We start from the raw sequence: 25,957 nt of genomic DNA, 5'->3' as shown, positions 1-25,957 counted from the left end.
AGTAGGTTTGTTTGATTCATGAGATAGCTCAAATGATGAAACAGTCGGCGAAAATGAAGAAATGGCGATGCTTGGGAGGTTATCCCTGCATCGCCATTTCTCTTTTATGGTCTGTTGCTGCCTTCTTGAGCAAGTTATGGGCGAGCGAAAGCCACCCGACCTCAAGGCTCACCTTTGGCAGGCCTCGAAGCAGAAAGCGTCGGTATCCCCGATTGTTTTTTATTTGACCGAATACACTCTCCGGTTCGATCATTCTCCGGACCGACAGGGCGTATCCTTCCTCGCTCCTCAGGATCTTACGGGCTTGCTGCTTATAACGGAAGTACCTCATACTTACACTGATTTCACGATTCCCTTTGGCTTTTGTACAAGCTTCTCTAAGTGGACAGCCTTCACAGCTTTCACTACGATAATGTCGCTTTTGTATTTCAAATCCGCTCTCCGTCTTCTCCTTGCTTTCATAACGGAACAGCAGCTTGCGTCCAGCCGCACACGTCCACGTGTCTTCGGCCTGATTGTACTGCCAGTTGTCCAGCTTGCTGATATCTTGCTGCCACTTCCTCGATTTTTCCTTGTGATACGTACTGTACTTCACCAATGCTTCCAACTGCTCACTCTCTAAGTAAGCATAGTTTTCTTCACCACCATACCCCGCATCTGCGATGATGGTATTCGGCAGCTTTCCCAAAGCAGCTTTGACTTTCTCCAAGTGCGGCTTTAGGCAACGCGTGTCGGTCGGGCGTTGGTGCAAGCTGTAGCCGATAATGAATTGGTTTTCCGTTCCGATTTGCACGTTGTAGCCGGGCTTGAGCTGGCCATTCTGCATGTGATCTTCCTTCATTCGCATGAACGTAGCATCGGGATCGGTCTTGCTGAAGCTATTCCAATCCCCAAGAATCTCTTGCTGGGTCTCGTATTTTTGCAAACGCGGCAGCAAGTCTTTACGGATCGCTCGTACCGCTTTCTTTAGCGGCTTGTCGTTCGTTTGGGTTTGTAGTTTCGTCTCCAGCTGCTGAACAGCGGCCTCCAGTTTTTCGCTGGTTAGCGCGGATGCCTCACCAAGCTCAGCAAGATCTAGCTCTGGTTGCTCGCGCTCTTCTTGCTTTTCCGCCGCTTCGATTGTTGCAAACAGCGCCTGCACCTTCTCTTGCAGCTTCGCCTTCTGCTTCACGACCGCTTTACCCCAGACGAACGTGTATCGATTGGCGTTTGCTTCGATCTTGGTGCCGTCGACAAAGTAGTGTTCGAGCTTAACGTACTTTTCCTCAGCAAGGAATTGAAGTACGCCGGTGAAAACGGTCTCCAGTACATCCTTCATACGTTCGGAGCGAAAGCGATTAATGGTGCGGAAATCTGGGCGTTGTCTGCCAGCAATCCACATAAACATGATATTCTCGCGGACGGCTTTGGCAATTTGACGAGAGGAGTAGATTCGTTGTGTGTAGGCGTAAATGATGACTTTGGTGAGCATCTTGGGATGGTAGCTATCTCGCCCTCCACCAGGATAAGCATCTTTGAAGATTTGATCGTCCAAACGATTAACCGCTTCGTTGACAACTCGAACGAGGTGATGGAGAGGGATGTCGTCCTCCAAGTCCATTGGCAGATGAAGTTGGTCCATGGTATATTGAATGTACAAAGAAACCGTTCCTTTCGTAAATGGTTGGTCGCACTTCCATTTTACTAAAAAACGGTTTCTTTTTGTTTTACAAAATGACGAAAAGGGGGTGTCCCTCAGTCATCTACGATGACTTTTGGGACACCCCCTTTTCTACTTGCAATGAGAGGAGGCTGGAATTGTTGGTCCTGCCTCCTTTTTATACAGCGGCTGGAGCCGTTTAGATTCGAATGGTCGTACCGTCAAACTTCGTCAAGGTAAACCCCGCAAACGCCTCATTATACGTTTTGCGGTAATCGCGCATAATTCCGATTGCGATCTTCTCACCCAAGCGCATACCATTCTCATTGCTGGTGCGAAAATGGACACCTGCAAAGATTCTGCCTGTGCCGATATTGCCGGCAAGCTTATTCAGTTCCCCTCCCACAGTAAGAGGAGGACCTTCATACGGTATTAAGGAGAGGCCGTCGCGGGTGGGAATGACCGGATTAGGAATTACAAATGATTCGTTAAAAAATGCCTTCAGCATCGTGACCATAGCTCCAATAAAAGTAGAATGACCGGCTGGATAAGACGGGTGGGTCGGGCAGCCTTCTGGATAAACCTGGGGTAATAGGTAGGTGCCGTATTTCCGGAAGGTTTCGGCCAGCGCTTGTGATTGTAAAATTTCCCGATTAATAGGATACTCCGCGGCACCGGTCTTTTGGTTATGGATGCGTCCGCCGTATTCCTCCGGCCGAAGCCGGCGATGCACCAGCCACTTCTGAAACCAGGCAGCTTCCAGCGCGGGGCGAGCCGCACGGGTGACAAAATCCAAAACATGCGGCGAGCCGAACGTAGGAAATCCCACTTGTGTTCTGGATCGAAAGTAGGGGTTTGCGGGATCCCAGGCCTGATCGCCGTAGCTGAGCAGAATTCGGCATGCAATCTCACCCCCGTCAATCGAGCGGTCGTTGTGCACCCATTCGGCTAGATCGCGACCATTTCGGATGTAGCGGGGAATGGGGTCAAAATCAGACGATGATGCTGGAAGATCGCCGTTTTGCACAGCTAACCAATCGTCGTAAGAAGTGAGATAGTCACTGCCGGGTTCGGTGGTGCGATAACGCTGTGTGATCGCTGTGGACACGAAAGGGATAGGCTGCAGCAAAAATTGCGAAACACGAGGACCCGTCAAGCTTCCAGGGATCGTTTCGCGAAATAAACAGCGCGGTGTCACTCGCCCATCTAAGGTAGGACCTTGATATGCCGTAAGGGTAGAAAGCTCACGGCTGGCTTGCGCAATAAGCGGATCGGTCGCGTAATCCGAAAAAGGAACATCTCTCGCTAAAGCCATCCAATAAATCTCCACGAGCTCAGCGGCCATTTCTGCACTGCTAAACGCGGGAGGGGGAGGGAGCGCCAGCTGATGACTGTCCGCGCCTACCATCTCATAGGCGTACGCTGCTTGGGGATTCGTAAGCTTGGCGATGCCACCGAGCGGAAGCTTTTCAAACTTTTCTGGATCGCCGCTTTTTAATGTACGGATATATTTTCGATAAGCAGGAAGCTTTACTTCACCCAAGGAATTGTGAGGAAATGCTTTAGAGTAATTTGCGATTTTATCGGGGAATCGTTGTTCGTCGCCATTCGTTCGCTGAATAGGAAGAGCACGGTTCTTCCAAAACCGCGCATTTTGTACTCGAATCGCAAATGCGCGTTGAATTCGTTCCTTAGGAGCGAGCGGGCCAATCGCTTGACTGCGTGCTTTATAAATAATGTTTTGACCCTTTTTTAGAATGTCACCCACATGAATCATTCCTTCCTTCTTCATGCCTTCTTCAAAAACGTATGCTGAGAAGCTAAACCAACTTTCCTATTTATAGAGCCTCGAGGGAATTTAAAATGGATCTATACTGCTTCGGATAAAAAGGAATGACACGGACAACATAGTGGATGAAGTTTACAAATAAAACAGTTTTAGGAGGTAGAATGTAACGTGTTTACGAAAAGAAGTTCTGTGCAGCGCTGGCTGGTCACGATCCTAGCAGTCGCGCTAATCCTGTTTGGGTGGTTCAATGCTCTGCCTGTTTCGGCCGATGAGCCGCAAACGGTTTATGATGCGGTTGTGGCTGAAGTTGTCGATGGCGATACGATCCGGCTTCAGGAGGAAGTGTTGGGGACGAAGAAGGTGCGGCTGGTGTCTATTGATACGCCAGAAACCAATTTTAACGGCAAAAGCCAAGGAGAGCATGCGGAAAGGGCCACAGCCTACCTGAAAGGACTTCTTCCCGCAGGCACGAAGATTCAGCTTCAAACGGGGAAAGAGGCTAAGGATGCCTACAACCGTTTGCTTGCTCACGTGTTTAAGAATGGCTTGAACGTGAATCGCGATTTGGTTGCTCAAGGATTGGCCGCTACGTATTTCATCTGGCCTAATCTAACCTACTTTAAGGATTATCAAGGGGTGCTGAAGGAAGCACGCGATGCGAAGCTTGGGATTTGGAATCCGGCCAACCCGTTGAAGGAGCTTCCGTTTGAATTCCGAATGCGAGTCCGGAATGAAAAGCCCACCAAATTTGTGGGTGACTACGAGACCAAAAAAGCGGTGAAACCAAGCCAATATCAACAGATCCCGGTGGAGAAGCGGGTCTTTTTCATGAAGAAGGAAGATCTCCAGGCAGCAGGATATCAGCTTTAAGTGAAAGTATACAGCCGTGAAAGCTCCCTTGAGGGAAGCCTGTAACAAACCAGCCTTACGCTCAGCACTTTTCATGCTTGCTGAAGTAAGGCTTTTTGTGCTTGGCACGGAATCCCCTTTCATCTGTTCCGAATTAGAAAGTATAATAGCAAGGCAATGACATGACGCGCAGGAGAGATTTTCAATGAAAGAACAACGCATATTGCTTCCCAATTCGATTCAGTTACATGTGAAACATTCGGAGGGGGACAAGCCCGCGGTGCTGTTTCTCCATTTTAGCGGGGGAACCAGCGACATGTGGCATGGAATCCTGCCGCAATTCGCCGCCGATTATCGGATTATTGCGCCTGACCTGCGAGGTCATGGACGCTCCGATAAACCGGATACCGGTTACCATATCGACGATATGGCGCATGATGTGTATTTGCTGCTTACGAAGCTGAATATCGAACGATGCCATATCGTGGGCAGCTCGATGGGAGCGGAGGTCGGCCTCAGTCTTGCCGCTTCACATCCAAAGCTCATCGATTCCTTCATTTGTGAAGGGGCACTTTACAATGAGTTCGGGGAGTGGGGAATGTTTAACGGCAGTGCGGAGGAGAACGCAAATAAAAAAGCGGAAATGAAAGTAGAGCTTTCGAAAAGACAGGTACCGGTCTGCAGGACGAAAGAGGAATTCGTAATGCAAGCCCGCGCTCCTTTTGAGCAGCAGGGCCTTTGGAACGAGCAGGTTGCCGCTTTTGTGGACAGTACGGCAATGGAAGCCGCAGACGGAAGCTTTACGAGTCATTATTCGAATCGGGTAAGGACGGAATATATCGAAAAGTACTGGGAGCTGCGGTTTGAGGACTATTATCAAAAATTGAAGTGTCCGGTGCTGTTTCTTCCGAGTGAAGAGGAATGGAGCAACGAACAAATTCGTGCGAGTATGAAGCATTTTGCAACCCTGGTACCGTCTTATGAGGTATTGCGAATCCCTGAATCGCTACACGCTTATGTATGGATGCAAAAGCCTCAAGAAGCGGGGGCAGCAGCAAAATCCTTTATCGATAGGGTGGAAGATGATAGAGGAGACAACTAAATTGTACTAGATGTAAGGAAAGGCGATGAACGTCTTTCTTTTTTTTTTGTTTGCGATTTTTCCTTGGTATTTTTGCCCAGCTCGCAAAAAAGCATTTATAACAAAGGGAAATGATAGTATCATTTTATTGTACGCGATGATTTTACTTCAGGAATCGAGGGGACTTCATGCCCGGTACACACTTAGTGCTTCCATTCTTTGATGATTCTCATGTGCCGCAGGGCGGAGTTCATGTCTTGTATATGTTTTCAGATAATCGAAAGTATATAAACAACGCCGCCAGCTTTATCTATGAAGGGATCCGTCACGATGCCGCTGTGATCGTCGCAGAGACTGAGGAACGGATCATCAAGCTTCGCGAGGAGCTTAGGGCCAAAAGGGTTTCGAAGGAACAACTGGAACAGGTTACATTTGTAGAAGCCGCCGAATTCTATCTGGACGATCAACAGCAGCTCGATGCGACGGGCGCCGGAAATACGTTAACAAGCATCGTGCAGCCTCATCTGGAACAGGGAAGACAGGTGTACACATGGGGGTACCTTCCTATAGTTACTGATCTCTCCATGCTGGAGCGGCTGATGGACTATGAACGAAACTGTAACGACTATATCCTTGATCAACAGATGATCTCGGTGTGCGCCTACGATGCGTTCATAACACCGTCGTACATACAGAATGAGCTGTTAAAGACACATACCTATCTTATGACCGATGAGCAGTGCTGCGATTCCCCTTTCTACAATCGGGAGCATCACCAGCCGTTATCTTTGGATGAATTTGATCGGCTCCAACAAATGGAGCGGCAAAATCAATTGCTGAAGGATGAGAACAACCAGCTCGCTGTAGAAAACCAAACGGTGAAGTTAAAAAATCAGGTCATCGAGCAAAGTGAACTCCGGCTGCGCACCTTGATGAAGGAGCTTCCCATCCCGATCCTCATTAGACGGGGCACTGACATTTTGTACTGCAATGATCTTGCGCAGGAACAGTTTGCGATCCGTGATCAGAAATCGGTTGAGGAAACGGTTTTGAAGCCGTTTTTTGAGACCTACGAAAGAAGCCGAATTGAATCCTCCACATCCCAGCTTCAAGAGCATCAGTGTATTTTGCATAACGAAAAAAAGAAGCATTATGTCGTGAAATCGATCGATATCCTGTTTGAAGCCGAGCCGGCCAGCCTGCATTCTTTCGTTGATATTACGCGGGAGAAAGAAAATGAGGGGCTGATCATCCGATCGGAAAAAATGAACATTGCCGGGCTGTTAGCCGCGAGCATTGCCCACGAGCTGCGTAATCCGTTGACTGCGATAAAGGGCTTTTTTCATATGTTAAAAGGGATGGGCGGCGGGAAAGAGCTCTACTATCAGGTGATTGACGAAGAGCTTTCGCGAATCGAGCAAATATCCAGTGAGCTGTTAACACTGGCTAAGCCGCACTCGGAAAACCGCAAGCGGCATGATATGGTCCAATTGATTCGGGAGGTTCAAATCCTGCTCTCCTCCCAGTCCGTCATGAAAAATATTGAGATTATCGTTCAGACGGATAGGGAGCAGCTTTATATACACTGTGAAGCGACGAAAATGAAGCAGGTGTTTATTAACCTGATCAAAAATGCAATTGAAGCGATGAAGCAGGGCGGAGACATTGTCATTAACGTTACGGGAAGTGAAAAATATATTCAAATCGAGGTCATCGATCAAGGCAGCGGCATTCCGCAGGAGCTGATCGAAAAAATCGGGGAGCCGTTCTACACGACGAAAGAGAAGGGGACGGGAATCGGTCTAATGGTCTGCTATCAAATTATTGAGAGCCATGGCGGGACGATTCGGATTGATAGCGAAGTTGGCCGGGGCACGACCTTTACGATCACACTTCCTGCATAGGGAGCGGATCGAATGGCAGACTCACATTGGAAATAGGAAAGCTGCGAGCAGGGGGTGAAAGATGAACCTGCCGCAGCTTTTTTTTGAGTTTGTATTGCCGTGGGACTTAGAGCTCGATCGGTTTTTCCTTCATCACCGCTTCGATCAGTTCTCGTACGGGAAGATCGGATGCTTTGAATCGAATTTGATAGCAAATTTCGTTTTCCTTCCAGAAATAGCTGATAAAATCGGATTCCTCCGGCGGACTTAACTCTCCATCAATCTTATAGGGATGAGTCTGGAAAACCTCCGTTCCGGCAACCTCGATTCGAGTTACGGGGGCCTTGAACATTTGGCCGTCGATGCGCCATAAGGAGGCGAAGCCGTCAGCGGCCATCTTAGGGAGAATCGTATGGTCTTTCACCTGCAAAAGGGTAAAGCTTAAAGCATCCTTAGAATCGGCCGTATTGGGAGATTTCGCCGCGGACTGGTAGTGAGTGCTCAAGACATGGCTGCTGATGCCTTCTGCGCTTTCAGTCGGGTAGCTGAAATTGGCCGGTCCGCCGAAGGAGGCACTGGCAAGCTTATATTTCCCGGCGAGGAGCAGAGGAAATTTGGGTTCTAGACCGAAGAGCAGCGCATTTCGTTTCAGGTCGTCGGAATCATAAAGGCTGACATAATCCAGGCTCGGATTGATGTAGCTTTGTATCTTTGCGTCATCCGGTGATTTCATGGCACCAATGAGAGCGAGCAGTTCGCTGTTCGACAGAGACTCTCTTCCTTCCAACTGATACAGAACTCCGGCATGCTGCCAAAGGTAGGTTAGCATTTCGGAATTGTGTTTTTGTATCGTAACCTTTAAGGCATCTTTGCCCGATAAGGACACGACTTCAGAGCTGAGCACCGGTTTTGCTTCGGAGAGCCGCTCCTCCTTTTTCTCGAGCTCTGCCAGAGCATCAGCGAGCGGGATTTCGCTGCCGGACCATGCGGTCAGGTCAAAGTATCCATGGATCGTGTTATCAATTCGTTTCTCAAACCGAATGCTAATCTGGGTACGGCGTTCACCGGCGAATTCCTTTGGAGTAAGCTGAGCCTCGGCAAACGTGTAACCGGCAGGGAGAGCCGCCGGGACTTGAAATGGAAATTCGGCCATTTGGACCGCTTTCTCCAGGTTATTGTACACCCGGAATGATGACGGGTCCGACCAATTCTCCCAAGCACTGCTGCCAGCAGCAAGCGTGTACGGGGCTTGAATTCCGCCGGATTCGCGAGCTGTGCCGTCCATGCTGGCATTGGTAAGGGTGGTTACGCCCAGGACGGCCGCGATAATCACCGCGGATACGGACAGCTGATAGGCACCTTTTTTATAAGAAGCGATCATTTGTATTCTCCTTTTGTGTTGATGGGGGGTATGGAGCCCAAGGAAATAATTAGCCAAAGGCTGCTTGCGCTTGGCCGTGAACTGCTGCAAACCGCCGATCACCGTATAGCCATAGGAAACGGCGTCTTGATCGTGCAGCACCTCTAGAACGCATGCATCGCAAGCAAGCTCCCGGTCGGCCTTCATTTTATTTACCGCAAACCAAACGAGCGGATTCATCCAATGAAGAGCGAGGGCGGCGAATCCGGCTGCATTCCAGATCGCATCCTTGCGGCGAATATGCGCAAGCTCATGCAGTAAAATATGGACAAGCTCCGAGGCAGCATCGTTCTTACACAAGGATTCGGGCACGTAGATGTAAGGACGAAGCAGGCCGGCAGTATAAGGGCCTCTTTCATCAGCCCCGGTATACAGCTGGACTTTTTGCCTCAGACCGAGTTTCTTCCGGCAGTCCTCCAACATGTGAAGAACGTATGGGTCGATCACCCGATGAAGCCGTTTGACCCGTGCTCGAACAAGCAAGAGCGTTGTGATGAAGAGAAGTGCTGTTATAAGGACTCCTGCCGCCCAAACCATAGAGGAAATCCGCAAGACGAGTGGAGGGGGACTCGTTACAGAGTTTTCCGTTTTATATTCATCCGCAGATAGGTTCAATTTGATGTCGCTGTCTTGAAGCTTCGGTCTCTGGATCGGCGTTAACCCCTCCACTTCAGGAATGAGGGTGAAGTCCGATGGTCCGGTAGAACGGGCGGCTTCCTCAGGTGATATGAGGTATCCTATAGAACGCACAGCATCGGAAGCATAAGGGAGCAGCTGGAACACACTCACAGGGCTATCCGGGAAAACGGGAAAAAGCAGACGCAGCAGCACGAGAAGCCATAGGCCGTGCGAGAGACGCGGACCCAGCCGCCGACGAAAAAGTGCCTGGACAGCGAGCACGAGAACGATGATGGCGCTGGCCGCTAAGGTAGAGTATAGAAACCATTCAAACATACGAACCACGATGTCCATTCGATTACCTCACAACAGGAGCATAGCCCGACGTTTCACACATAGGGTCATGGTTAGGATTGCTTTTCCTTCCCCTGCTTCTCCTCCAAAATCTTTTTCAGCTGTTCGATTTCCTTGTCCGAAAGCTGGGCTTCCTTTATGAAATTGGAAACCATTAAATCTGCAGCCCCGTTAAACACTCTCTGCAGAAACGATCTGCTCTCGGCTTTCACACAATCGCTTTCGGAGACCAAAGGATAGTAAAGGTAGCTTCGTCTCGACTTTTCATAACCGATCGCATTCTTCTTGAGAAGTCGGTTGAGGAAGGTTCGAACCGTCGGTTCACTCCATTCCATTTGATCGGAAAGATGGGGCATGATCTGTTCCGCGCTAATCGGATGATGCTTCCAGATGACTTTCATGATTTCCCATTCCGATTCGGAGATTTTCGGGAGCTGATTCATTGCACATAACCTCTATTCCATGGATTATTAACTATTACAAATGTAAAAGTTGCCGGCGAGCTAACTATAACAAATGTAAATCATAACCGTCAACCTATATTTTCCAGAGGAGATCATGATCCTCCGCCGACCGATACAAGCAGGCCCAACCGAAAAAGACGGGGCTGGCCTGAACATGCGAAATAGAGCCCGGGTTTTTGTCCCGGGCCCTTCCTCTATTCGCGTGGCATCATTCCTTGTGCTTTAGCTCTTCAAGGGCAGCTGCACGGTAAATGTCGTCTGGTCGCCGACTGTACTCCTGCACGAGATTTTCCCTTTATGCTGCTCGATCATCGCCTTGGCGATTGCAAGGCCGAGACCGTAGCCGCCCAGCTTGCGCGCCCGCGAAGGATCAGACCGGTAAAACCGGTCAAAGATCCGCTCCAAATGCTCGGGAGCAATTCCCTCGCCGCTGTTCGTCACCGTAAGCAGCGCTTCATGATGGCGCTTCTTCAATTGCACATCAATCGTGCCGGACGAATTCGTGTATTTAATTGCGTTATCGAGCAAAATCATGATGACTTGCTTGATTTGCTCGCTGCTCCCGTGAACGGAGAGCCCCGGCTCGATATCATAGCTGAGCGTAAGCTGCTTTTCGAAGATGACGGCTTCCATCGTCAGAATCACATCTTCAACCGCTTCGCTGAGTGGAAAAGCGCTGTGCAGCATCTCAATCCGGGAGTCATCCAGCTCCGTTAAGTAGAGCAGGTCGTTGGTCAGCTTGGTCATGCGCTCCGTTTCCGACTTGATATACTGCAGCCACTTGGACTGGCTCCGAATCGTATCCTCACTGTTCGCCAGCAGGACATCCGCGTTTGTATTGATAATGGCGAGCGGCGTTTTCAGCTCATGCGAGGCATCGGCAATAAACTGCTTTTGTTTATCAAAAGCCTCCTTGACCGGAGCGATGGAACGATTGGCAAAGTAGCGGCTGATGAAAAAGATAATGAACAGCATAATTAGTCCGACGGCAGCAAAGGTGATGACCAGATTGTTGAGAAAGTCTTGACGGTCCGACACATCAAGGAAGATATAGAGCGACCCCTGCGGGGTAGGCTGATAGGTATAGGCCCAATAATAATCCTCGAGCTTGAGCTGACCGCGGTCCTGCCGCTTTTCAATCACGGCCTGTACGGCTTGCTCACAATACTGCTGCTCCATATCGTAACGAGAGTTGACGGAGAGGATATTCCCGTCCAGATCGGTCTGAACTGCAAAGGAAACCGATCGTTCCGATGGCGGTCCGCCGCCTCCTCCGGGCGGTCCATCGCCTTCCAGGCCGGATCGGAATTTATCGGGACGACCGGCGGGCTTATTGTACATTTCGACGCTGCGGCGGAGCTCCATATCAATGTCACTGCGAACATTTTGATAGGTAATCAAATAGATCGAAGCAAACGCCAGCAGCATCATCACCGAGATGATGACCAGATTAACAATGAGGAATCGATTGCGAAGCCGGCGGAACATTAGACGGTCACCTCCAGCACGTACCCGACGCCGCGCACGGTGTTGATGCGCACAGCCGAGGCGAGGAAGGTCAGCTTTTTTCGCAAAAATGAAATGTACACCTCGACGTTATTATGCTCCACCTCGGAATCAAAGCCCCACAGCTTCTCAATAATTTGCTCCTTCGAAGTAATCGCCTGCTTCCGCAACAAGAGCAGCTCAAGGAGCTCGCTTTCCTTCGGGTTCAGCTTCATTTCCTTTCCCTTGCACATGAGCTTGAGGTTTGTTGCGTTAAGCTCAATATCGCCGAAGTTCAGCACATCCTCCGCGAACACCTCATGCTTCCGCCGCAGCGCCGCGCGAATTCGCGCCATTAACTCCTCCGTAGAAAACGGCTTGGCGATATAATCGTCGGCGCCATGGTCCAGTCCGTTTACCTTATCGGTAATCTCCCCTTTGGCGGTCAGCAGGATGACGGGTGTGGAAATCCCTTGTTTGCGGATCGCCCGCAGCACGCTGATGCCGTCCATTTCGGGCAGCATGATGTCGAGCAGAAGTAAATCGTATATTCCACTGACGGCATAGTCCAATCCGGACCGTCCGTCGTGAACCGCATCTACGGAGTAATGATGCTTTCGTAGAATCTGGGTTAGTGCCTCTGCGAGATGAAGCTCGTCCTCGACGATTAAGATCCTCATATGTGCTCACTTCTTTCTAGGATGCTGGCTGTCTTTTCTCATTCAGTATAGCAAGTGAACCTTTAATCAAACTTAATATTTTTTAAATCGAAGAGAGCGGAGACACGGAAAAACACCCCGAAAACAAAGTTAATTTTTTGTAAAGGCATTTAAGATTCATTAAAGGTTTCTGCTCTACGATAAGGACATCGAACGACAGACACGCACCGTCAAACGGGAAGGAGAGCTGCAGCATGGCGATTGAAGTATTTAACCGGTACGAAAACAAGTATTTGCTCACGACAGCAGCTTATGAGCAATTTTACGAACGGCTGCTCGAATATATGGAACTGGATGAATACAACAAGCAGCATGAGTTTTACTCGATCAGCAACATTTATTTTGACACGAAGCATGACACCTTGATCCGCAATAGTCTGGCCAAACCGAAATACAAAGAAAAGCTTCGCCTGAGAGCCTACGGAGTGCCGCAGGAAAATGCAAAGGTGTATCTGGAGCTGAAGAAAAAGGTGTTCGGTCTCGTCAACAAACGCCGAACCGCACTTCGCATCCATGAGGCTTATGATCTGGTGTGCCGGGGCATCGAGCCGGAGCTGCAGGATGATATGAACAAGCAGGTGCTGCAGGAAATTCAATATTTCGTACAGCGCTATGAGCTGCAGCCGAAGGTGTACCTGGCTTATGACCGAAAGGCGTTGTTTTGCAAAAACAATCGCGATTTGCGAATCACATTCGATACGAGCATTCGCTCACGGCGGTATGACTTGCGGCTGGAGGCCGGCGACCATGGAGAACCGCTGCTGGAAGAGGGCCGCTGGCTGATGGAAGTAAAGGCGGAAAAGACGATTCCCCTTTGGCTGTCCAAGCTGCTCTCCGAGCATAAGATGTACCGTACGAGCTTCTCTAAATACGGCAATGAATACAAAAAAATGATCCATACCCGCAAAATCGAGAGGGAGAGTATCCACTATGCTTGAATCTATTTTTTCTTCAACGACAACCGATGTACAGCTAACCTTAACCCATGCTTTACTCACGATTCTGATCTCTTTTACTTTAGGCGCAATCATCAGCTTTACGTATATGAAAACAAGCGGCGGCACCGGCTATTCGCAGAACTTTATGCTGACAATGGTTGTTCTGCCTGCGATCGTCGCCATTATCGTGCTCATGATCGGCAATAATATTGCGCGAGCGTTCAGTCTCGCCGGAGCCTTCTCCATTATTCGTTTCCGAAGCGCCCCTGGCGATCCGAAGGATATTGCGTATGTACTGTTTACGATGGCGGCGGGACTTGCCTGCGGCGTCGGCTCGTTCGACTATGCGGTGTTATTTACAATATCCCTCTGTGTGCTGATGTTTATCCTGAAGGCGGTCAATTTCGGCGCAAAGAAAGCGGCGCAAAAGACGCTGAAAGTGACGATTCCGGAAAGCCTGAGCTACGAGGAAGCGTTTGACGAGGTATTCAAAGAATATAACGTCGCCTATGAGCTGAAAAAGGTGCGGACCACCGAACTGGGAAGTCTGTATGAATTGATGTATACCGTGACACTGGACAATCAAATGAATCAAAAGGCGTTTATCGATGCTATCCGGTGCCGCAACGGCAATTTAGATATTAGCTTAACGATGAGCCCGACTACACCGGACTATTAAGATCACCCCTAAGGAGACGATGAACATGAACAAGATAACGGCAAAACATAAACTGTCGATTTTACTATTAAGCGCAGCTGTTCTGGCTGCATGCAGCAATACAGCAGCGCAAGCGCCGAATGAACAAACAACGGCTGCGGCTGTAAATGCAGGGAGCGGAACTGCCACTTCAGGAGGCACCTCGGCTACCGCAGCGGTTGGAATGACCAAGCTAGGCGACTTGGTGGAATATGAAGCGGACGACGTTTACAGCGATTATGCGAATGGGGCCGCTGCGCAGATTCAATTGAACGGAACCGGTGCAGCCGTGCAAGGGACCGGTGTAGAAGTCAAAGGCGGAGAAGTGCGAATCACCGCTCCCGGAACCTACGTGGTTAGCGGTGCGCTGAATGAAGGTCAGCTAGTGATAGACTCCGAGGATAAGGGCGTTGTACGTGTAGTGCTGAACGGCGTGACGGTCCACAACAGCAGCAGCGCAGCAATCTACGTTAAGAAAGCGGGCAAAGCGGTGATCTCCCTGCCGGAAGGAACGGTAAACCAGGTGTCCGACGGCAAAACGTATGTGTATGCGGATGCTTCCACGGATGAGCCGAATGCGGCGATCTTCAGTGACGCGGACCTTACCTTTAATGGCAGCGGCAAGCTCGTCGTAAATGGAAACTTCAATAACGGCATAACAAGTAAAGACGATTTAAAAATAATGGGTGGTACCTACGAAATCCACGCCGAAGACGATGCCCTTATGGGACGCGATCTCGTCGCGGTTAAGGATGGCAGAGTCACGATCGAAGCAGGCGGAGACGGCATCAAGTCAACCTATGATACGGATACGACCAAAGGGTCGATCGCACTGGAAGCGGGAAGCTTCCACATTACCTCCGGCAGCGACGGTATCCAGAGCGCGAATTCGATTTGGATCGAAGGCGGAACGTACTCCATCGTTTCCGGCGGAGGCAGTGCAGCGGTGCCGGCGAAGGTGAATACTTCCCGTGGGTCGGGCGGCGGTGAGAGCGTGGCTGCGGCAACGGAAACGGGAAGCGCGAAGGGCATGAAGGCGACAGCGAATCTGGTAATCAAAAATGGCACCTTTACTATCGATTCCGCCGACGATTCGATCCATACGAACAGCGGCATTGCCATCGACGGCGGCCAGATCGAGGTGACTTCCGGCGATGACGGCATCCATGCGGACGCATCGATTGCCATTGCAGGCGGAACGATCCGAGTGGCCAAGAGCTATGAGGGAATTGAGAGCGGCGAAATCTTCATCTCCGGCGGAGAGGTGAGCGTTACGGCAAGCGACGACGGCATCAACGTATCGGGCGGCAATGACGGCTCCGCGGTGAGCGGACGCGCCGGACAAAATCAATTCAGCTCTTCGGCTAGTAATAAGCTGATGATTAGCGGAGGACAAGTGTTCGTCGACTCGAACGGTGACGGCCTCGATGCCAACGGCTCCATCGAAATGTCCGGCGGCACGGTCATGGTTAGCGGCCCGACCTCCAGCGGCAACGGCGCATTAGACTATGACCAAGGCTTCGTGCTCAGCGGAGGCCAATTGATTACGGCGGGAAGCGCGGGCATGGCGCAAGGCGCTTCGGATTCTTCGACGCAGAACTCGATCATGATGCAGTATTCCCAAACGCAGAAGGCGGGAACGATCGTGCATTTGGAAGACAGCAAGGGCAACACGATCGTGACCTTTGCTCCGCAGAAAAATTATCAGGCGGTAGTCATCAGCACGCCGAAGCTCAGCAGCGGTTCCTATACGCTTTACTCGGGAGGAACAGCGACGGGCAGCGCGACGAACGGCTTATACGGCGACGGGTCGTACCAAGGCGGAACGAAGATCGTTACGTTTGAGGTAGCGAAGAGTGTAACGTGGCTGAATGAATCCGGTGTAACCGAAGCAGGAAGCGGCAGAATGGGCGGAGGCCGTGGCGGTATGGGCGGCGGCGGTATGGGCCGGCCATAAGGGAGACAGCTGCACCGATAGCTGGCTCAAGATTTGAGAAGCCCAGACGGATACGAACTCTTGTGAAGTCACGTAGGGGAACCGGACGAAAGCGGCAGCTGGCGTCCGGTTCTTTTTCTACTAATGGATCAATTCATAACGAATTGCATGGGCTTGCCCAAGGGAACTGCAGGAGGTGGAGAAATTGCTGGGTGAAAGTGTACGGCAGTATCGGAGTTGAAGTGGGGCAAAACAATTTTTCGATGCATATTCCGTGAAAATATAGTAGAGTCGACTGTATTGAGCATAACAGGAGGAAGATGGCATTGTTGTGGGTTAGGAAGTACGGAAAGCTCCTTGTAAAGCTGATCCTTATCGGTGTATTAATTGGCTTGATCGGAGCGGGAGGGTACGCGGCGTATTATTTTTATCCTCCGCATTATAGCGGCCGGGTAACGGTGCTGGAGTATCACGATATTAGTTACGATAAGGGGGAATACAGCATCACCCCGGAGCTATTTCGTGCGCAGCTGGAGCTTTTAAAGGGGAACGGCGCTCATTTTATTACCTCTGATCAGTTTGAGGCTTTTATGAAAGGAGAGGCTGAGATTCCGGACGATGCGATGCTGGTTACTTTCGATGACGGGTTCGCCAGCTACGCCCAGACGGCTCTTCCCATATTAGAAGAACTTGAAATTCCGTCCGTACAGTTTCTGATTACGGGATACGCATATCAGAGTAAAAAAACAGATAAATTTTTAACCACGACGCAGATCCAGGCTATTCTCCAGCACAACGATGAGGCAGGCCCGGCCAAGGCGGAGTTCGGCTGCCATACGCATGCAAGCCATATTTTTAACGATGGAAAAGGCATTCTTGCGCAGCCCATCCATATGAACGGCAAACAGGAGACGGTCGAGGAGTATCATAAGCGGGTACGCGACGATTTAGTGCGCTGCCAATCCGAGCTGCAAAAGCTGTATACTGGTGCCGGACGGCGGCCGACGGCTGCAGCCCATATGCTGGCTTATCCGTTCGGGAGCTATGATCCGCAAAGCCTTGAGGTGTATCAATCGGCGGGGATTCAGTATGCGTTTACCGGCGAGCCGCGGCTGGTTCGACAGGATGACGCTGCCCTGCTCATTCCGCGAATTCATGCCGGGGTGCCGCAAGCGACGCCGTACCGGCTGCAGTATTGGGTGAAGCGGGGAATTTCTCGAGCGGCGGCGCAGTAAGCTTGGAGGTAAAAAAAGAACCACCCTCTCGTTGAAGCGCGTCTTGATTGTTAGTTTGGTCTAACAATCGGGGTGCAGCTCATCAAGCGGCTGGTTCTTTTTCATTTGTAAAGGTGGACCAAGGCTAATTTTCCTTAAAAATACCGAACGGCTTGCCGATCGGAAGGAAGACACGGCCGAAATGCGTGTTCAGCACGGCGGCTCCACTTCCGTAAAACGAGAAAAGAGCGATGCCAAGTTCGGCGTAAGCGGCAAGCTTATGGAATACTTCGGGCATGACTCCGAAAGCGTCAAGCATAAGTCCAAGGAACAGGAAATCGATCAATATAAAAATGATCAGCAGCACTTTATTGGTCTCGATCGCTCCGATGGTCATGAACAGCGTGAAGATAAGATAGCCAAGGAACGCGAAACCGAGCTGCCGCCCATCCACAGTGCCGGCCAGCTCCGGGCCGAAGACGCCGAGCTTGATCAGCCAGCTGCTGGCTACGCCCAGCCAGAAGAATGCATAGGCACCGAAGGCAGTCATGCCGAAGGTGTTGTTATGCTTGGCATCTTGGATGCAGGCGAACAGCTGCGCGAAGGCGCCGAGAAAGACAGCCCACGGAATGACAAAGCTGTAGCCTGAGGTGATGCCAAGCTTTTGCGATGAGGCGACGAGTGTGACGATGGCCAGTCCAAACAGGCCGATGGCGCTTGGATCGGCGGTTATGATTTTCACTTGTTGAGCGGGTTGGGGGGTCATAGCTTCCTCCTACGAGATATGAGATAAGTTGAATTCGATTAGTATAGCCCAAGAGGAGTACGGGAGATGTAAAAGAAATCACAAAAACCGGAAAGAGATAAAACAAGCCCAGTACCTGTACGGCACTGGGCTTTTACGTATTGTACCTTTAATGTTCACTTTATCGATTGCCGTTCAATTGGTCCTTAATGTTGTTAGCGACGAGAAACGGGAGGGCGCCGATTCCAAAGAGACCGAAGCTGAAACCTTTGATTACTGCTTTAACATGTACCATACGTAATACCCCTCTCGAATCATGATCTGTAATAAGAGCAAGCGGGAAACCACAGACCTAGGCATGTACATTGACCTAGTTGTATGTACTGCCATTGTCGCTAGATTGCACTTAAGTAAGCATTAAGAACTAGTTCTGTGAGATAATTATATGAATTTTCTGTGAATTTGTCCACCGGTATTTTCACAAAACGTTCAAAATTTAATTACATCAATCCTTTGGTAAAAAACATCCTCCCAGCACTAACCATCCGCAAGCTGCAGAAGAAGAGCATAAGCATTTTGGCAGAAGGTAGCTGCCAAGGCTGCCTGATGTGAACAAATATCTAAGGGAATTGTGATTACCGTCACTTCCTTTTCCTGGGTTATCCATTATAATTGGCGCAAAATCATTGATAATAATTATCGTTTTCAAAGAGTGGAGGAGATAATTGTGGTTTTGTCGGAGCTGCGCCCAGGGGAAAAGGCGAGGATTGTAGATTTCTCGAGGGTGCATGAGGTTGTGCAGCACAGGCTGATGTATTTGGGAATGAAGGATCATAGTGAAATTTGGCTTCGGAGAAAACTGCCTTTTGGCGGCCCGTACATGGTGATGATGGATGGGCAGGGCATCGGGATCCGGGCTCGCGAAGCGCAAAGGATTCGGGTCGAACGGCGATGAGTGCTCCTACGATTGCACTTCTCGGAAACCCCAATACGGGGAAAACCTCGTTATTTAATGCATTGACGGGCTCATACGCATATGTAGGCAATTGGAGTGGGGTCACGGTAGAGAAAAAGGTGGGGTGGATCCGGAACAGCACCTGTTCAATCACCGACCTTCCGGGCGTGTATTCTCTCATTCCCTTGTCGCGCGATGAAGGGGTCGTCACCGATTTCTTGATGAGTGAGTCCAGCGTAGAGCTGTTGAATATTGTGGATGCTTCACAGCTGGTGCGTAATCTGCAGTTGACTGTGCAGCTGCTTGAATTCGGAAAACCGTTGACGATCGCTTTAAACATGGTCGATGTAGCCAAGCTGAGAGGGATTTTGGTTGATCCGAAACGGTTATCGGAGGCGCTCGGCGTACCCGTGCTGCCGGTTGTCGCGAGGGCCCTGCAGGGGTGTGAGGAACTGGGCCGGTTTTTACTGGAAGGCAGGTTGGAAGCGGCAGCACCGTTGACCATCGATTACGGACCCGTAATCGAATCTGCGATTCATCAGCTAGAGAGCGAGCTTCCCAATTGGCCGGGAATACCGAAACGATGGCTCGCCCTTCAATTTCTTGAGGGCAATGAACGGATCACTTCGCACTTGCTGTCGAACGGAACTATTCAACCGGACAGGCTGCTGCATATTCGGAAGAAGACGGAAGATCAGCTTCTTCAGGCAAAGCTGGCACGGTCGGTTCCCCTGTACCTGTTCCGCTGCAGGGAGCAGTTTATTCAAGACGCCGTTCGGAAGGCGGTTACGTACGGCTCGGACCAGCTGCAAACGATCACGGACCGTGTAGATCGGGTGGTTACCCACCGCATTTGGGGAATTCCGGTATTTTTGCTGCTTATGTATCTGATTTTTATGCTTACCTTTGATTGGCTCGGTTTTCCGTTATCGGACCGGTTGGATCTTTTGATAAGCGGTCCTTTAACGGATTTGCTGGCATCCGGCTTAGAGGCTGTTGGAGCGTCCTCTTTTATAAAAGCGTTAATTCTGGATGGGATCGTGGCCGGGGTGGGCGGCGTTCTTGTCTTCGTACCGCAAATATTTATCTTGTTTATGTTTATTTCGCTCCTTGAGGATTCCGGTTACATGGCGCGCGTAGCCATGGTTATGGACCGAGTGATGGAGGGAATCGGGATTAACGGAAAGGCCTTTATCCCTCTCATGATTGGCTTTGGCTGCAATGTGCCGGGGGTTATGGCCGCAAGAACTATCGAACAGCCGAAGGAACGGCTGATGACGATCTTATTGACGCCGTTTATGTCTTGTTCGGCAAGGCTTCCGGTGTACGCTCTCTTCGCAGGTGCATTTTTTGCAGCAAACCAGGCGTTTGTTGTCCTTTCCCTCTATGTGCTTGGGATCGTTGTGGCGCTGGCCTATGCCAAATTTCTATCGACTACTGCGTTTCGCGGGGAAGAATCGGTGTTTATTATCGATCTCCCGCCGTATCGTCTTCCGCAGGCGCGTACATTATGGCGCTCCACATGGGAGAAAGGAAAGGGATTTATCCGTAAAGCGGGTACGTATATATTTGGAGGCTCGGTGCTCATTTGGCTGTTGTCTTACACGGGACCCGGAGGATTGCAGGTAGAGATGAACGAGAGCTTTCTAGCATTAATCGGTGGAGTCCTTGCGCCGCTCTTGACGCCTCTCGGTTTTGGAACTTGGCAGGCCGCTGCTTCCCTGCTAACCGGATTTCTTGCGAAAGAAGTGGTGGTCGCTTCGATGAGTATCATTTATTTTGTACCGGAAGCAGAGCTTCAGGGGATGCTGGCGGAACAGTTTACCCCACTGGCAGCGTATGGATTTATGGCTTTTGTCCTCTTATATGTGCCGTGCTTAGCCACAGTAGCGGTGATTAAGAAAGAAACCTATTCGACCAAATGGATGCTGCTGTCCATCGGAAGTGGGCTGTTGATCGCATATTTGTTTGTGCTGCTGCTACATCAAACGGGAAGATGGCTGGGTCTGTCCTAACGAATGGAGGGGTAAAAGTGATTGTCAACGTGTTGATCGGAGCCCTAATTTTTGGTTATTCCGGATGGTCGCTGGTCCGCTTCATTAGACGAAGCCGGAAGGGGGGATGTGCAGGGTGTGTACAAGAGCAGTCTTGTCCAGCCTCTTGCAGTACGGTGGCAGCCGGGCGCAACCGTCAGGCTGTTAACGATTAAATGGCGCTGATTGATTCGAAATCCAATTGGAAAAGGGGTGCCCTTGCGGGCACCCCTTTATTGTTTCCGCGTGCAATTATTGCGGGTTGGTGGTCAAAATGCCGGCGGTTTTCATGACCACACGAGGTGGCAGCATTAGGGCAGAGACGATAAGCTGCGCCACATCCTCCGGCTGCATCATGCGGTCTTCCTCACCGATCGGAAGTCCGGCCTTGGCGGCCAGCTCGGTGTTTACGGTGCTTGGGGTCAGGGCCGTAACACGGATATTGGATTTACGAACCTCATGGAACAGTGCTTCGGTCAGCCCCATGACAGCGAACTTAGACGCGCAGTAAGCAGAACCGGTCGCGAAGCCTCTTTCTCCGGCAGTAGAGGCTACATTAATAATGTCGCCTTGCTTGCGCTCCAGCATGGCTGGCAGAACCGCTCTTGTAACATAGTAAGTCCCCATCAGGTTTACTTGAATAATACGCTCCCACTCGGCCGGGTCCATATCCAGGACGGTTCCAAACGTGGCGATCCCTGCATTGTTGATCAGGATGTCTACGACTCCGAGCTGTTCAATCAATTGAGCGCTGGCCGGTTTCACTTCCTCTGGCTTGGAAACATCGGCAGCCGCGTAAAACACATCGACACCATAATTTTGCTTCAGCTCGTGCTGCAGAGCCTCTAAATCGGAGGCGCTCCGGGCTAGCAAGCCAAGCCGAACACCTTGCTTCGCTAAGGCTTGGGCGGCAGCCTTGCCGATTCCTTTTCCCGCACCGGTAATGATTGCTGTTTTGTTGGTAAATTGCATGGTCTCCACTCCTAGCGATATTAATGATAATCTTCTGTCTGCCTGTACCAGTCGATTTAAGATTACCCTTATAAGGGAACGAATACAACCTTTCGGCGGCTCTATTCTCGCTGAGATGGAAAGGCAGTGATAGCATTTATTGCCGGAGTGGGCCGGGGGAAGAGGCGGAATTCTCCGCCTTATTTCAGGTCGGGCTTATGAAGCTTGGTATATCGCAGGTCAACATGCAGTTTGCCGTTCGGTCCAAGCTCGGCCAAAAAGACATCCTTAATTTGAGTGGCCCCGGATTTACGGATCTCATTTTCCAACCATTCGGTATTCAACCCTTTATACTGTAGATTGGTGATCTGCACCTCTCCATCGATGATGAGTGGGAGGCCGATCCCGCCATCGTGGGTTTGCAATTGTAAATCTTTTGGAGTGACCGGCCGATCCTGCGCTGTCGGAATAACGGAAACGGTTCCGTTAGGCTCGACAATGGCGTACTCCACCTGGGACACATTGAAAATTCCTTTTTCCCGCAGCAGCGAAAGAAAAAAAGGGAGATTCATTTGCGCATGTTTTAGCGCTTTCCTGTCAATTTGTCCGTTCATAATGACTATGCTCGGCTTTGAGTCTAAATTGTATAAAAACTTTTTTAAAGAAAGCCAGCCGATAAGCACGGTACAAATCCCCAGAATCTAAACCCCGGAAGCCGCCTTGAACGCAACCTTAACCACGAGAGGCTCGGCAGCGACAGTAGTTAACAGCATCATTCCGGACAACTCGTAGGCTGTCATTTGGGCAATCGTCTTTTTCCCAAGTAGACGGATGCCTGCCCAAGTAATGACGAGCATGATGATGCAGCGCAGCATATAAACAGCGATCTCGGTCATGGAATCGTCCTCCTTATGGTTGTGGAATGAGCCTCATCATATTATTCCAGTTATAGAGGGCTTGGTTTGCGGCCTTCAGCACCTCGCTCTTATCTTTTTGCTGAACGGCTGTATCCATATCCTCCAGCTTTTCTTCAAACGAAGTGAAGTCCTCTGTCGCATAATTGAGCATCATGAGATATTGGAATGTTCCCCAGAAGGTCTTCAGTTGTTGAACTTTTTGGTCTGCTTCCTCCCACTGCTCCGACTTCACCGCTTCTTTTACGGACGTTAGGGTTTGCCCTGGCTGAACTTCCGAATTGAGAATGAGATTAATCGTTGAAAAATAGACGACAAAGAAAAGAAATACGGCTGAAACTAAAAACAGGGTAACGTATTTGTTTTTCATAGGCCCCCTCCAGAGAATGGGATTTGCTAGGTAGTGTTGCCATGTAAATGAGGTTCTACGTTGGAAAAAGAAGGGGTAAGGTGTGGCGCGCCTACGCAAATATTAGGTAGGACCAGTTATGTATAGCCTTTTCCAATAATAAACAGCTAACAAAAAGGAAGTGCTATTCCGATAAAAGGGTTTTAGAAGCTTACTATAAACAACATGGAGTGTGGATCATGAGGGTTCAGCTTAGATCGATTGCGATGATGGGGCTAGCGCTTCTTCTAACTGTCGTTTTGCTGGGAGGCTGTGCGCAGCCGAACGCCGAACCGGTTAAAAAACAAATGAAAATCGGAATCATGCTCTCGGATGTCGGCCTTGGCGATCAATCGTTTAGTGATGCGGCTTTTCGCGGATTGTTGAAAGCGAGAGATGAGGAAGGAATCGTGTTTGAATACCGCGAGCTCGCTCAAACCAAAACGTATGATGCCGGCTTTGAGGAGCTGATTCAAGCCAATAGCGATTTAATTGTCGGCCTAGGCTTTATGGTGAAGGAAAGCTTAGAGAAGATCGCAAAGCTTTATCCAGAAAAGCAGTTTTTAATCATTGATGAAATCTCGGAGCTGCCGAATGTGGCGTCGATTACTTTTAAAGAAGAAGAAGGCAGCTTCCTTGCTGGGGCGGCGGCAGCGCTGGTAACCAAGACGAACCGGATCGGGTTTATCGGGGGAGTGGATGTGCCGTTGATTCATAAGTTTCAAAAAGGCTTTGAGCAAGGGGTTCTGGCGGTCAATCCCAAGATTAAGCTGACGGTCACGTATGCAGGCGACTTTGGAAAAGCGGATCTTGGGGCAAAGATTGCGTCGGATATGATCACGAAAAATAAGGTGGACGTCATTTATGCGGCGGCTGGTTTTACCGGCGTCGGTGCGCTTCAAGAATCGGCGGAGCGGGGCACGCTTGCGGTTGGGGTGGATACGGATCAATTTTTCATCGCGGAAAAGGCCGTATTTACATCGATGCTGAAAAATGTGGATGTTGCCATTCATTCTGCAGTGAAAGATTTTGTGTCCAATCAAGGACAGTTTGGGAAGAAGCAGATGGTATTTGGGTTGAAGGACAACGGTGTCGGTCTTGCACCGATTCGAGTGATTACCTTGGAGCCTGAAAAGCAACAGGTGCTGGATGATGTTATGCAGAAGCTTGCGTCAGGAAGTATTACGATCACAACCCCATAACAACACGTACGGAGGATTCTGCGATGAAGATGAAACTTCAAGGCAAACTGGTGCGCAACGCGTTAATTTCACTGCTCGCCTCGCTCGCTTTGGTTGCCTATATTATTTCCCAACTGCTTAGTATGAATGCCCAGAATAAAGAATTGGTTCCCGCTATGCTGAATATCCAAGAGCTCAAGGGGAATCTGATTCAAACCAGCCAGGCGCTGAACAATTATTCGTTTTCCATGAGTGAGGGTAATAAAGCAGAAGTACTGAATTACTTGGGACAATCGGAGAAGACAATCCAGCTCCTTGCTGAGGGCCTATTGCAAACCGAACAGGAGAAGGCACTGCTCTCGGCGATTTTGGACAAATTTACCGAACTGCGTACCGTAGCGGCTAAGGCGCTGGAGGAGAAAAACAGCCCGGAGACGAAACGGCAGGCAATTCGTACGCTAGGAATTCAAAACGATATCTACAACCTCGATGTGCTGACAAAAGCGCGGTACGAAGAGTATACGCGGCACTTGGCGGAAAGCATCCGCTTGACTTGGCAGCTTGCGCTTGCCGGAGCGGTGCTGCTGTGTGTCGCAGTCGGAGCCTTTAATATGCTTTCTGCGCGGCAGCTGGTTCGACGCATTCGAAGATTGAATGAGGCCGCACAGCGGATTGCGCAGGGGGATTTATCCGTCCAACTGGCTGCGGCTAAGGGGCATGACGAGCTGGATGAGCTGAATGGCGCGTTCCGTATGATGATTTCCAATGTCCGAGAGATGGTGCTTTCGGTGGATCAGGCCGGTACGAAGGTGGATTCGATGGCGAAGGACATCGATGAGCAGAACGATACGATGAACGAGATCGTTGACCAGGTGGCCACGGCGATTGAGGAGCTGGCGATCGGAAGCCAGCGTATTGCAGAGGATATTACGATGACGGTAGAGCTTGTGGATGATATGGAGCGCAGATTTGTGACCAACCTGGAGCAAACGGCGCAGTCGGTTACGCACAGCACCGAAGCGGTTCGGGCCATTGCCCGCGGCGGGGAAACGATGAAGGAGCAGCTACGGGTCGTAACGAGCAATCGCAATGCGATGGCTGTCGTGGAGCAAACGGTGCAGGAGCTTGAAGCCAACGCATCGGAAATTACCAAAATGACTGGATATGTCGCGGAAATTGCCAAGCAAACGACAATGCTCTCCTTAAACGCATCGATCGAAGCGGCTCGGGCGGGCGAGGCCGGCAAGGGCTTCGCAGTTGTTGCGGGCGAAGTGAAGAAGCTGGCTGATCAGTCGGTGTTGGCGGTAAGGCAAATTTTTGCGGCGGTGGAGGGAATTAGCACCGCCATGAATAAGGTTCGGCGCTCGGTGACGGACAGCATGCTGCTGTTCCGCGAGCAGGAGACGGCAGCCGCTTCGACGGAAGAGGCGTTTACGGAGATTAGCGATCAGGTACAGCGGATCGCGGAGCATTTGGATGCGCTCGCGGCGGATATGGGCGATTCGCAGGCAATCTGTGCGCAGGTGCAGCAGGCGATGACGAGCATTAGCGCGATAACCGAGCAGTCAGCCGCAGGCAGCGAGGAAATCACGGCGTCGACCGTCACCCAGAAGCATTCCTTTGGCGAGGCCGCGGATAAGGTGAAGTCGCTTCGCCGCATTGCCGATGAGATGCAGGAACAGCTGAAGCGGTTCACGCTGTAAG

23 protein-coding genes are annotated in these 25,957 nt (G+C 50.4%); 12 read left to right on the top strand and 11 right to left on the bottom strand.

Annotated features, from left to right (window positions below; genetic code table 11):
* Positions 1-79: 79 nt before the first annotated feature.
* A complete protein-coding gene (locus tag GQS10_RS05565; protein ID WP_166239874.1) occupies positions 80-1,639 on the bottom strand; it encodes an IS1182 family transposase in 1,560 nt (519 codons plus the stop codon).
* A gap of 199 nt (positions 1,640-1,838) precedes the next feature.
* Entirely contained in the window at positions 1,839-3,431 is a 1,593-nt protein-coding gene (locus tag GQS10_RS05560; protein WP_243734980.1) for a vanadium-dependent haloperoxidase, read from the bottom strand.
* A gap of 165 nt (positions 3,432-3,596) precedes the next feature.
* Between GQS10_RS05560 and GQS10_RS05555 the strand changes: the two genes are divergently transcribed.
* From GQS10_RS05555 to GQS10_RS05545, 3 genes are all read left to right on the top strand, one after another.
* A complete protein-coding gene (locus GQS10_RS05555) occupies positions 3,597-4,298 on the top strand; it encodes a thermonuclease family protein (protein ID WP_166239872.1) in 702 nt (233 codons plus the stop codon).
* 184 nt (positions 4,299-4,482) lie between these two features.
* Positions 4,483-5,379, top strand: coding sequence for an alpha/beta fold hydrolase (locus GQS10_RS05550; protein WP_166239870.1), 897 nt, complete (start codon positions 4,483-4,485; stop codon positions 5,377-5,379).
* Positions 5,380-5,546: 167 nt separating this feature from the next.
* Positions 5,547-7,262 (top strand): ATP-binding protein, encoded by a 1,716-nt coding sequence (locus GQS10_RS05545; RefSeq protein ID WP_166239868.1) that lies wholly within the window; start codon positions 5,547-5,549, stop codon positions 7,260-7,262.
* A gap of 106 nt (positions 7,263-7,368) precedes the next feature.
* Here GQS10_RS05545 and GQS10_RS05540 read toward each other — a convergent pair whose 3' ends face one another.
* The 4 genes from GQS10_RS05540 to GQS10_RS05525 form a co-directional block, all read right to left on the bottom strand.
* The gene (locus GQS10_RS05540; RefSeq protein WP_166239866.1) at positions 7,369-9,633 is read right to left on the bottom strand and encodes a M56 family metallopeptidase; all 2,265 of its coding nucleotides are present in this window, start codon (positions 9,631-9,633) and stop codon (positions 7,369-7,371) included.
* Between the two features lie 53 nt (positions 9,634-9,686).
* A complete protein-coding gene (locus GQS10_RS05535; protein WP_166239864.1) occupies positions 9,687-10,076 on the bottom strand; it encodes a BlaI/MecI/CopY family transcriptional regulator in 390 nt (129 codons plus the stop codon).
* 243 nt (positions 10,077-10,319) lie between these two features.
* Positions 10,320-11,585, bottom strand: a complete 1,266-nt coding sequence (locus GQS10_RS05530; protein WP_166239862.1) for a sensor histidine kinase — start codon at positions 11,583-11,585, stop codon at positions 10,320-10,322.
* Complete coding sequence (locus GQS10_RS05525) at positions 11,585-12,262, bottom strand: response regulator transcription factor (protein WP_166239860.1); 678 nt, start codon at positions 12,260-12,262, stop codon at positions 11,585-11,587. The genes GQS10_RS05530 and GQS10_RS05525 overlap by 1 nt, the downstream gene beginning before the upstream one ends.
* 233 nt (positions 12,263-12,495) lie before the next feature.
* Here GQS10_RS05525 and GQS10_RS05520 point away from each other — a divergent pair, with 233 nt between their 5' ends.
* The 4 genes from GQS10_RS05520 to GQS10_RS05505 all read left to right on the top strand — a co-directional run bounded on the left by GQS10_RS05520 (position 12,496) and on the right by GQS10_RS05505 (position 17,107).
* Positions 12,496-13,239, top strand: coding sequence for a polyphosphate polymerase domain-containing protein (locus GQS10_RS05520; RefSeq protein WP_166239858.1), 744 nt, complete (start codon positions 12,496-12,498; stop codon positions 13,237-13,239).
* Positions 13,232-13,918, top strand: a complete 687-nt coding sequence (locus GQS10_RS05515; protein WP_166239856.1) for a DUF4956 domain-containing protein — start codon at positions 13,232-13,234, stop codon at positions 13,916-13,918. The genes GQS10_RS05520 and GQS10_RS05515 overlap by 8 nt, the downstream gene beginning before the upstream one ends.
* Before the next feature lie 25 nt (positions 13,919-13,943).
* Positions 13,944-15,893, top strand: coding sequence for a carbohydrate-binding domain-containing protein (locus tag GQS10_RS05510; protein ID WP_166239854.1), 1,950 nt, complete (start codon positions 13,944-13,946; stop codon positions 15,891-15,893).
* A gap of 305 nt (positions 15,894-16,198) precedes the next feature.
* The gene (locus GQS10_RS05505; RefSeq protein ID WP_166239852.1) at positions 16,199-17,107 is read left to right on the top strand and encodes a polysaccharide deacetylase family protein; all 909 of its coding nucleotides are present in this window, start codon (positions 16,199-16,201) and stop codon (positions 17,105-17,107) included.
* Positions 17,108-17,231: 124 nt separating this feature from the next.
* On the opposite strand, the gene GQS10_RS05500 is transcribed toward GQS10_RS05505, so the two are convergent.
* Positions 17,232-17,852, bottom strand: coding sequence for an acetate uptake transporter (locus GQS10_RS05500; protein ID WP_166239850.1), 621 nt, complete (start codon positions 17,850-17,852; stop codon positions 17,232-17,234).
* 706 nt (positions 17,853-18,558) lie between these two features.
* Between GQS10_RS05500 and GQS10_RS05495 the strand changes: the two genes are divergently transcribed.
* From GQS10_RS05495 to GQS10_RS05485, 3 genes are read left to right on the top strand one after another with little or no spacing between them, the layout of a single operon-like run.
* Positions 18,559-18,786 (top strand): FeoA domain-containing protein, encoded by a 228-nt coding sequence (locus GQS10_RS05495; protein WP_166239848.1) that lies wholly within the window; start codon positions 18,559-18,561, stop codon positions 18,784-18,786.
* Complete coding sequence (feoB, locus tag GQS10_RS05490) at positions 18,783-20,801, top strand: ferrous iron transport protein B (protein WP_166239846.1); 2,019 nt, start codon at positions 18,783-18,785, stop codon at positions 20,799-20,801. The genes GQS10_RS05495 and feoB overlap by 4 nt, the downstream gene beginning before the upstream one ends.
* Positions 20,708-20,995 (top strand): FeoB-associated Cys-rich membrane protein, encoded by a 288-nt coding sequence (locus GQS10_RS05485; protein WP_341805008.1) that lies wholly within the window; start codon positions 20,708-20,710, stop codon positions 20,993-20,995. The genes feoB and GQS10_RS05485 overlap by 94 nt, the downstream gene beginning before the upstream one ends.
* Before the next feature lie 76 nt (positions 20,996-21,071).
* Here GQS10_RS05485 and GQS10_RS05480 read toward each other — a convergent pair whose 3' ends face one another.
* The 4 genes from GQS10_RS05480 to GQS10_RS05470 form a co-directional block, all read right to left on the bottom strand.
* Positions 21,072-21,791 carry a 3-ketoacyl-ACP reductase gene (locus tag GQS10_RS05480; RefSeq protein WP_166239842.1) on the bottom strand — a complete coding sequence of 240 codons (720 nt, stop codon included), beginning with the start codon at positions 21,789-21,791 and terminating at the stop codon, positions 21,072-21,074.
* Between the two features lie 179 nt (positions 21,792-21,970).
* Complete coding sequence (locus GQS10_RS22910; protein WP_341805007.1) at positions 21,971-22,453, bottom strand: DUF421 domain-containing protein; 483 nt, start codon at positions 22,451-22,453, stop codon at positions 21,971-21,973.
* Between the two features lie 18 nt (positions 22,454-22,471).
* On the bottom strand, positions 22,472-22,666 hold the full coding sequence (locus GQS10_RS22905; protein WP_207952146.1) for a DUF421 domain-containing protein: 195 nt from the start codon (positions 22,664-22,666) through the stop codon (positions 22,472-22,474).
* A 13-nt stretch (positions 22,667-22,679) separates the two neighbouring features.
* Positions 22,680-23,054 (bottom strand): DUF4363 family protein, encoded by a 375-nt coding sequence (locus GQS10_RS05470; RefSeq protein ID WP_166239840.1) that lies wholly within the window; start codon positions 23,052-23,054, stop codon positions 22,680-22,682.
* Positions 23,055-23,272: 218 nt separating this feature from the next.
* Here GQS10_RS05470 and GQS10_RS05465 point away from each other — a divergent pair, with 218 nt between their 5' ends.
* Positions 23,273-24,274 (top strand): BMP family lipoprotein, encoded by a 1,002-nt coding sequence (locus GQS10_RS05465; protein ID WP_243734979.1) that lies wholly within the window; start codon positions 23,273-23,275, stop codon positions 24,272-24,274.
* Between the two features lie 29 nt (positions 24,275-24,303).
* Positions 24,304-25,956 carry a methyl-accepting chemotaxis protein gene (locus GQS10_RS05460; RefSeq protein WP_166239984.1) on the top strand — a complete coding sequence of 551 codons (1,653 nt, stop codon included), beginning with the start codon at positions 24,304-24,306 and terminating at the stop codon, positions 25,954-25,956.
* The last annotated feature ends 1 nt before the right edge of the window (position 25,957 follow it).

The sequence above is a fragment of the Paenibacillus turpanensis genome (assembly GCF_011421635.1).
In the GTDB taxonomy this organism is placed as follows: Bacteria; Bacillota; Bacilli; order Paenibacillales; family YIM-B00363; genus Paenibacillus_AK; species Paenibacillus_AK turpanensis.
This window is presented reverse-complemented; position numbering and strand designations above follow the sequence as displayed.

What these genes read in the sequence shown, in the direction of transcription:
- GQS10_RS05560 (WP_243734980.1), bottom strand. Translation starts at nt 3,431, where the DNA reads ATGAAGAAGGAAGGAATGATTCATGTGGGTGACATTCTAAAAAAGGGT.
- GQS10_RS05550 (WP_166239870.1), top strand. Translation starts at nt 4,483, where the DNA reads ATGAAAGAACAACGCATATTGCTTCCCAATTCGATTCAGTTACATGTG.
- GQS10_RS05545 (WP_166239868.1), top strand. Translation starts at nt 5,547, where the DNA reads ATGCCCGGTACACACTTAGTGCTTCCATTCTTTGATGATTCTCATGTG.
- GQS10_RS05540 (WP_166239866.1), bottom strand. Translation starts at nt 9,633, where the DNA reads ATGGACATCGTGGTTCGTATGTTTGAATGGTTTCTATACTCTACCTTA.
- GQS10_RS05535 (WP_166239864.1), bottom strand. Translation starts at nt 10,076, where the DNA reads ATGAATCAGCTCCCGAAAATCTCCGAATCGGAATGGGAAATCATGAAA.
- GQS10_RS05530 (WP_166239862.1), bottom strand. Translation starts at nt 11,585, where the DNA reads ATGTTCCGCCGGCTTCGCAATCGATTCCTCATTGTTAATCTGGTCATC.
- GQS10_RS05525 (WP_166239860.1), bottom strand. Translation starts at nt 12,262, where the DNA reads ATGAGGATCTTAATCGTCGAGGACGAGCTTCATCTCGCAGAGGCACTA.
- GQS10_RS05520 (WP_166239858.1), top strand. Translation starts at nt 12,496, where the DNA reads ATGGCGATTGAAGTATTTAACCGGTACGAAAACAAGTATTTGCTCACG.
- GQS10_RS05515 (WP_166239856.1), top strand. Translation starts at nt 13,232, where the DNA reads ATGCTTGAATCTATTTTTTCTTCAACGACAACCGATGTACAGCTAACC.
- GQS10_RS05510 (WP_166239854.1), top strand. Translation starts at nt 13,944, where the DNA reads ATGAACAAGATAACGGCAAAACATAAACTGTCGATTTTACTATTAAGC.
- GQS10_RS05500 (WP_166239850.1), bottom strand. Translation starts at nt 17,852, where the DNA reads ATGACCCCCCAACCCGCTCAACAAGTGAAAATCATAACCGCCGATCCA.
- feoB (WP_166239846.1), top strand. Translation starts at nt 18,783, where the DNA reads ATGAGTGCTCCTACGATTGCACTTCTCGGAAACCCCAATACGGGGAAA.
- GQS10_RS05485 (WP_341805008.1), top strand. Translation starts at nt 20,708, where the DNA reads ATGGATGCTGCTGTCCATCGGAAGTGGGCTGTTGATCGCATATTTGTT.
- GQS10_RS05480 (WP_166239842.1), bottom strand. Translation starts at nt 21,791, where the DNA reads ATGCAATTTACCAACAAAACAGCAATCATTACCGGTGCGGGAAAAGGA.
- GQS10_RS22905 (WP_207952146.1), bottom strand. Translation starts at nt 22,666, where the DNA reads ATGACCGAGATCGCTGTTTATATGCTGCGCTGCATCATCATGCTCGTC.
- GQS10_RS05470 (WP_166239840.1), bottom strand. Translation starts at nt 23,054, where the DNA reads ATGAAAAACAAATACGTTACCCTGTTTTTAGTTTCAGCCGTATTTCTT.
- GQS10_RS05465 (WP_243734979.1), top strand. Translation starts at nt 23,273, where the DNA reads ATGAGGGTTCAGCTTAGATCGATTGCGATGATGGGGCTAGCGCTTCTT.
- GQS10_RS05460 (WP_166239984.1), top strand. Translation starts at nt 24,304, where the DNA reads ATGAAACTTCAAGGCAAACTGGTGCGCAACGCGTTAATTTCACTGCTC.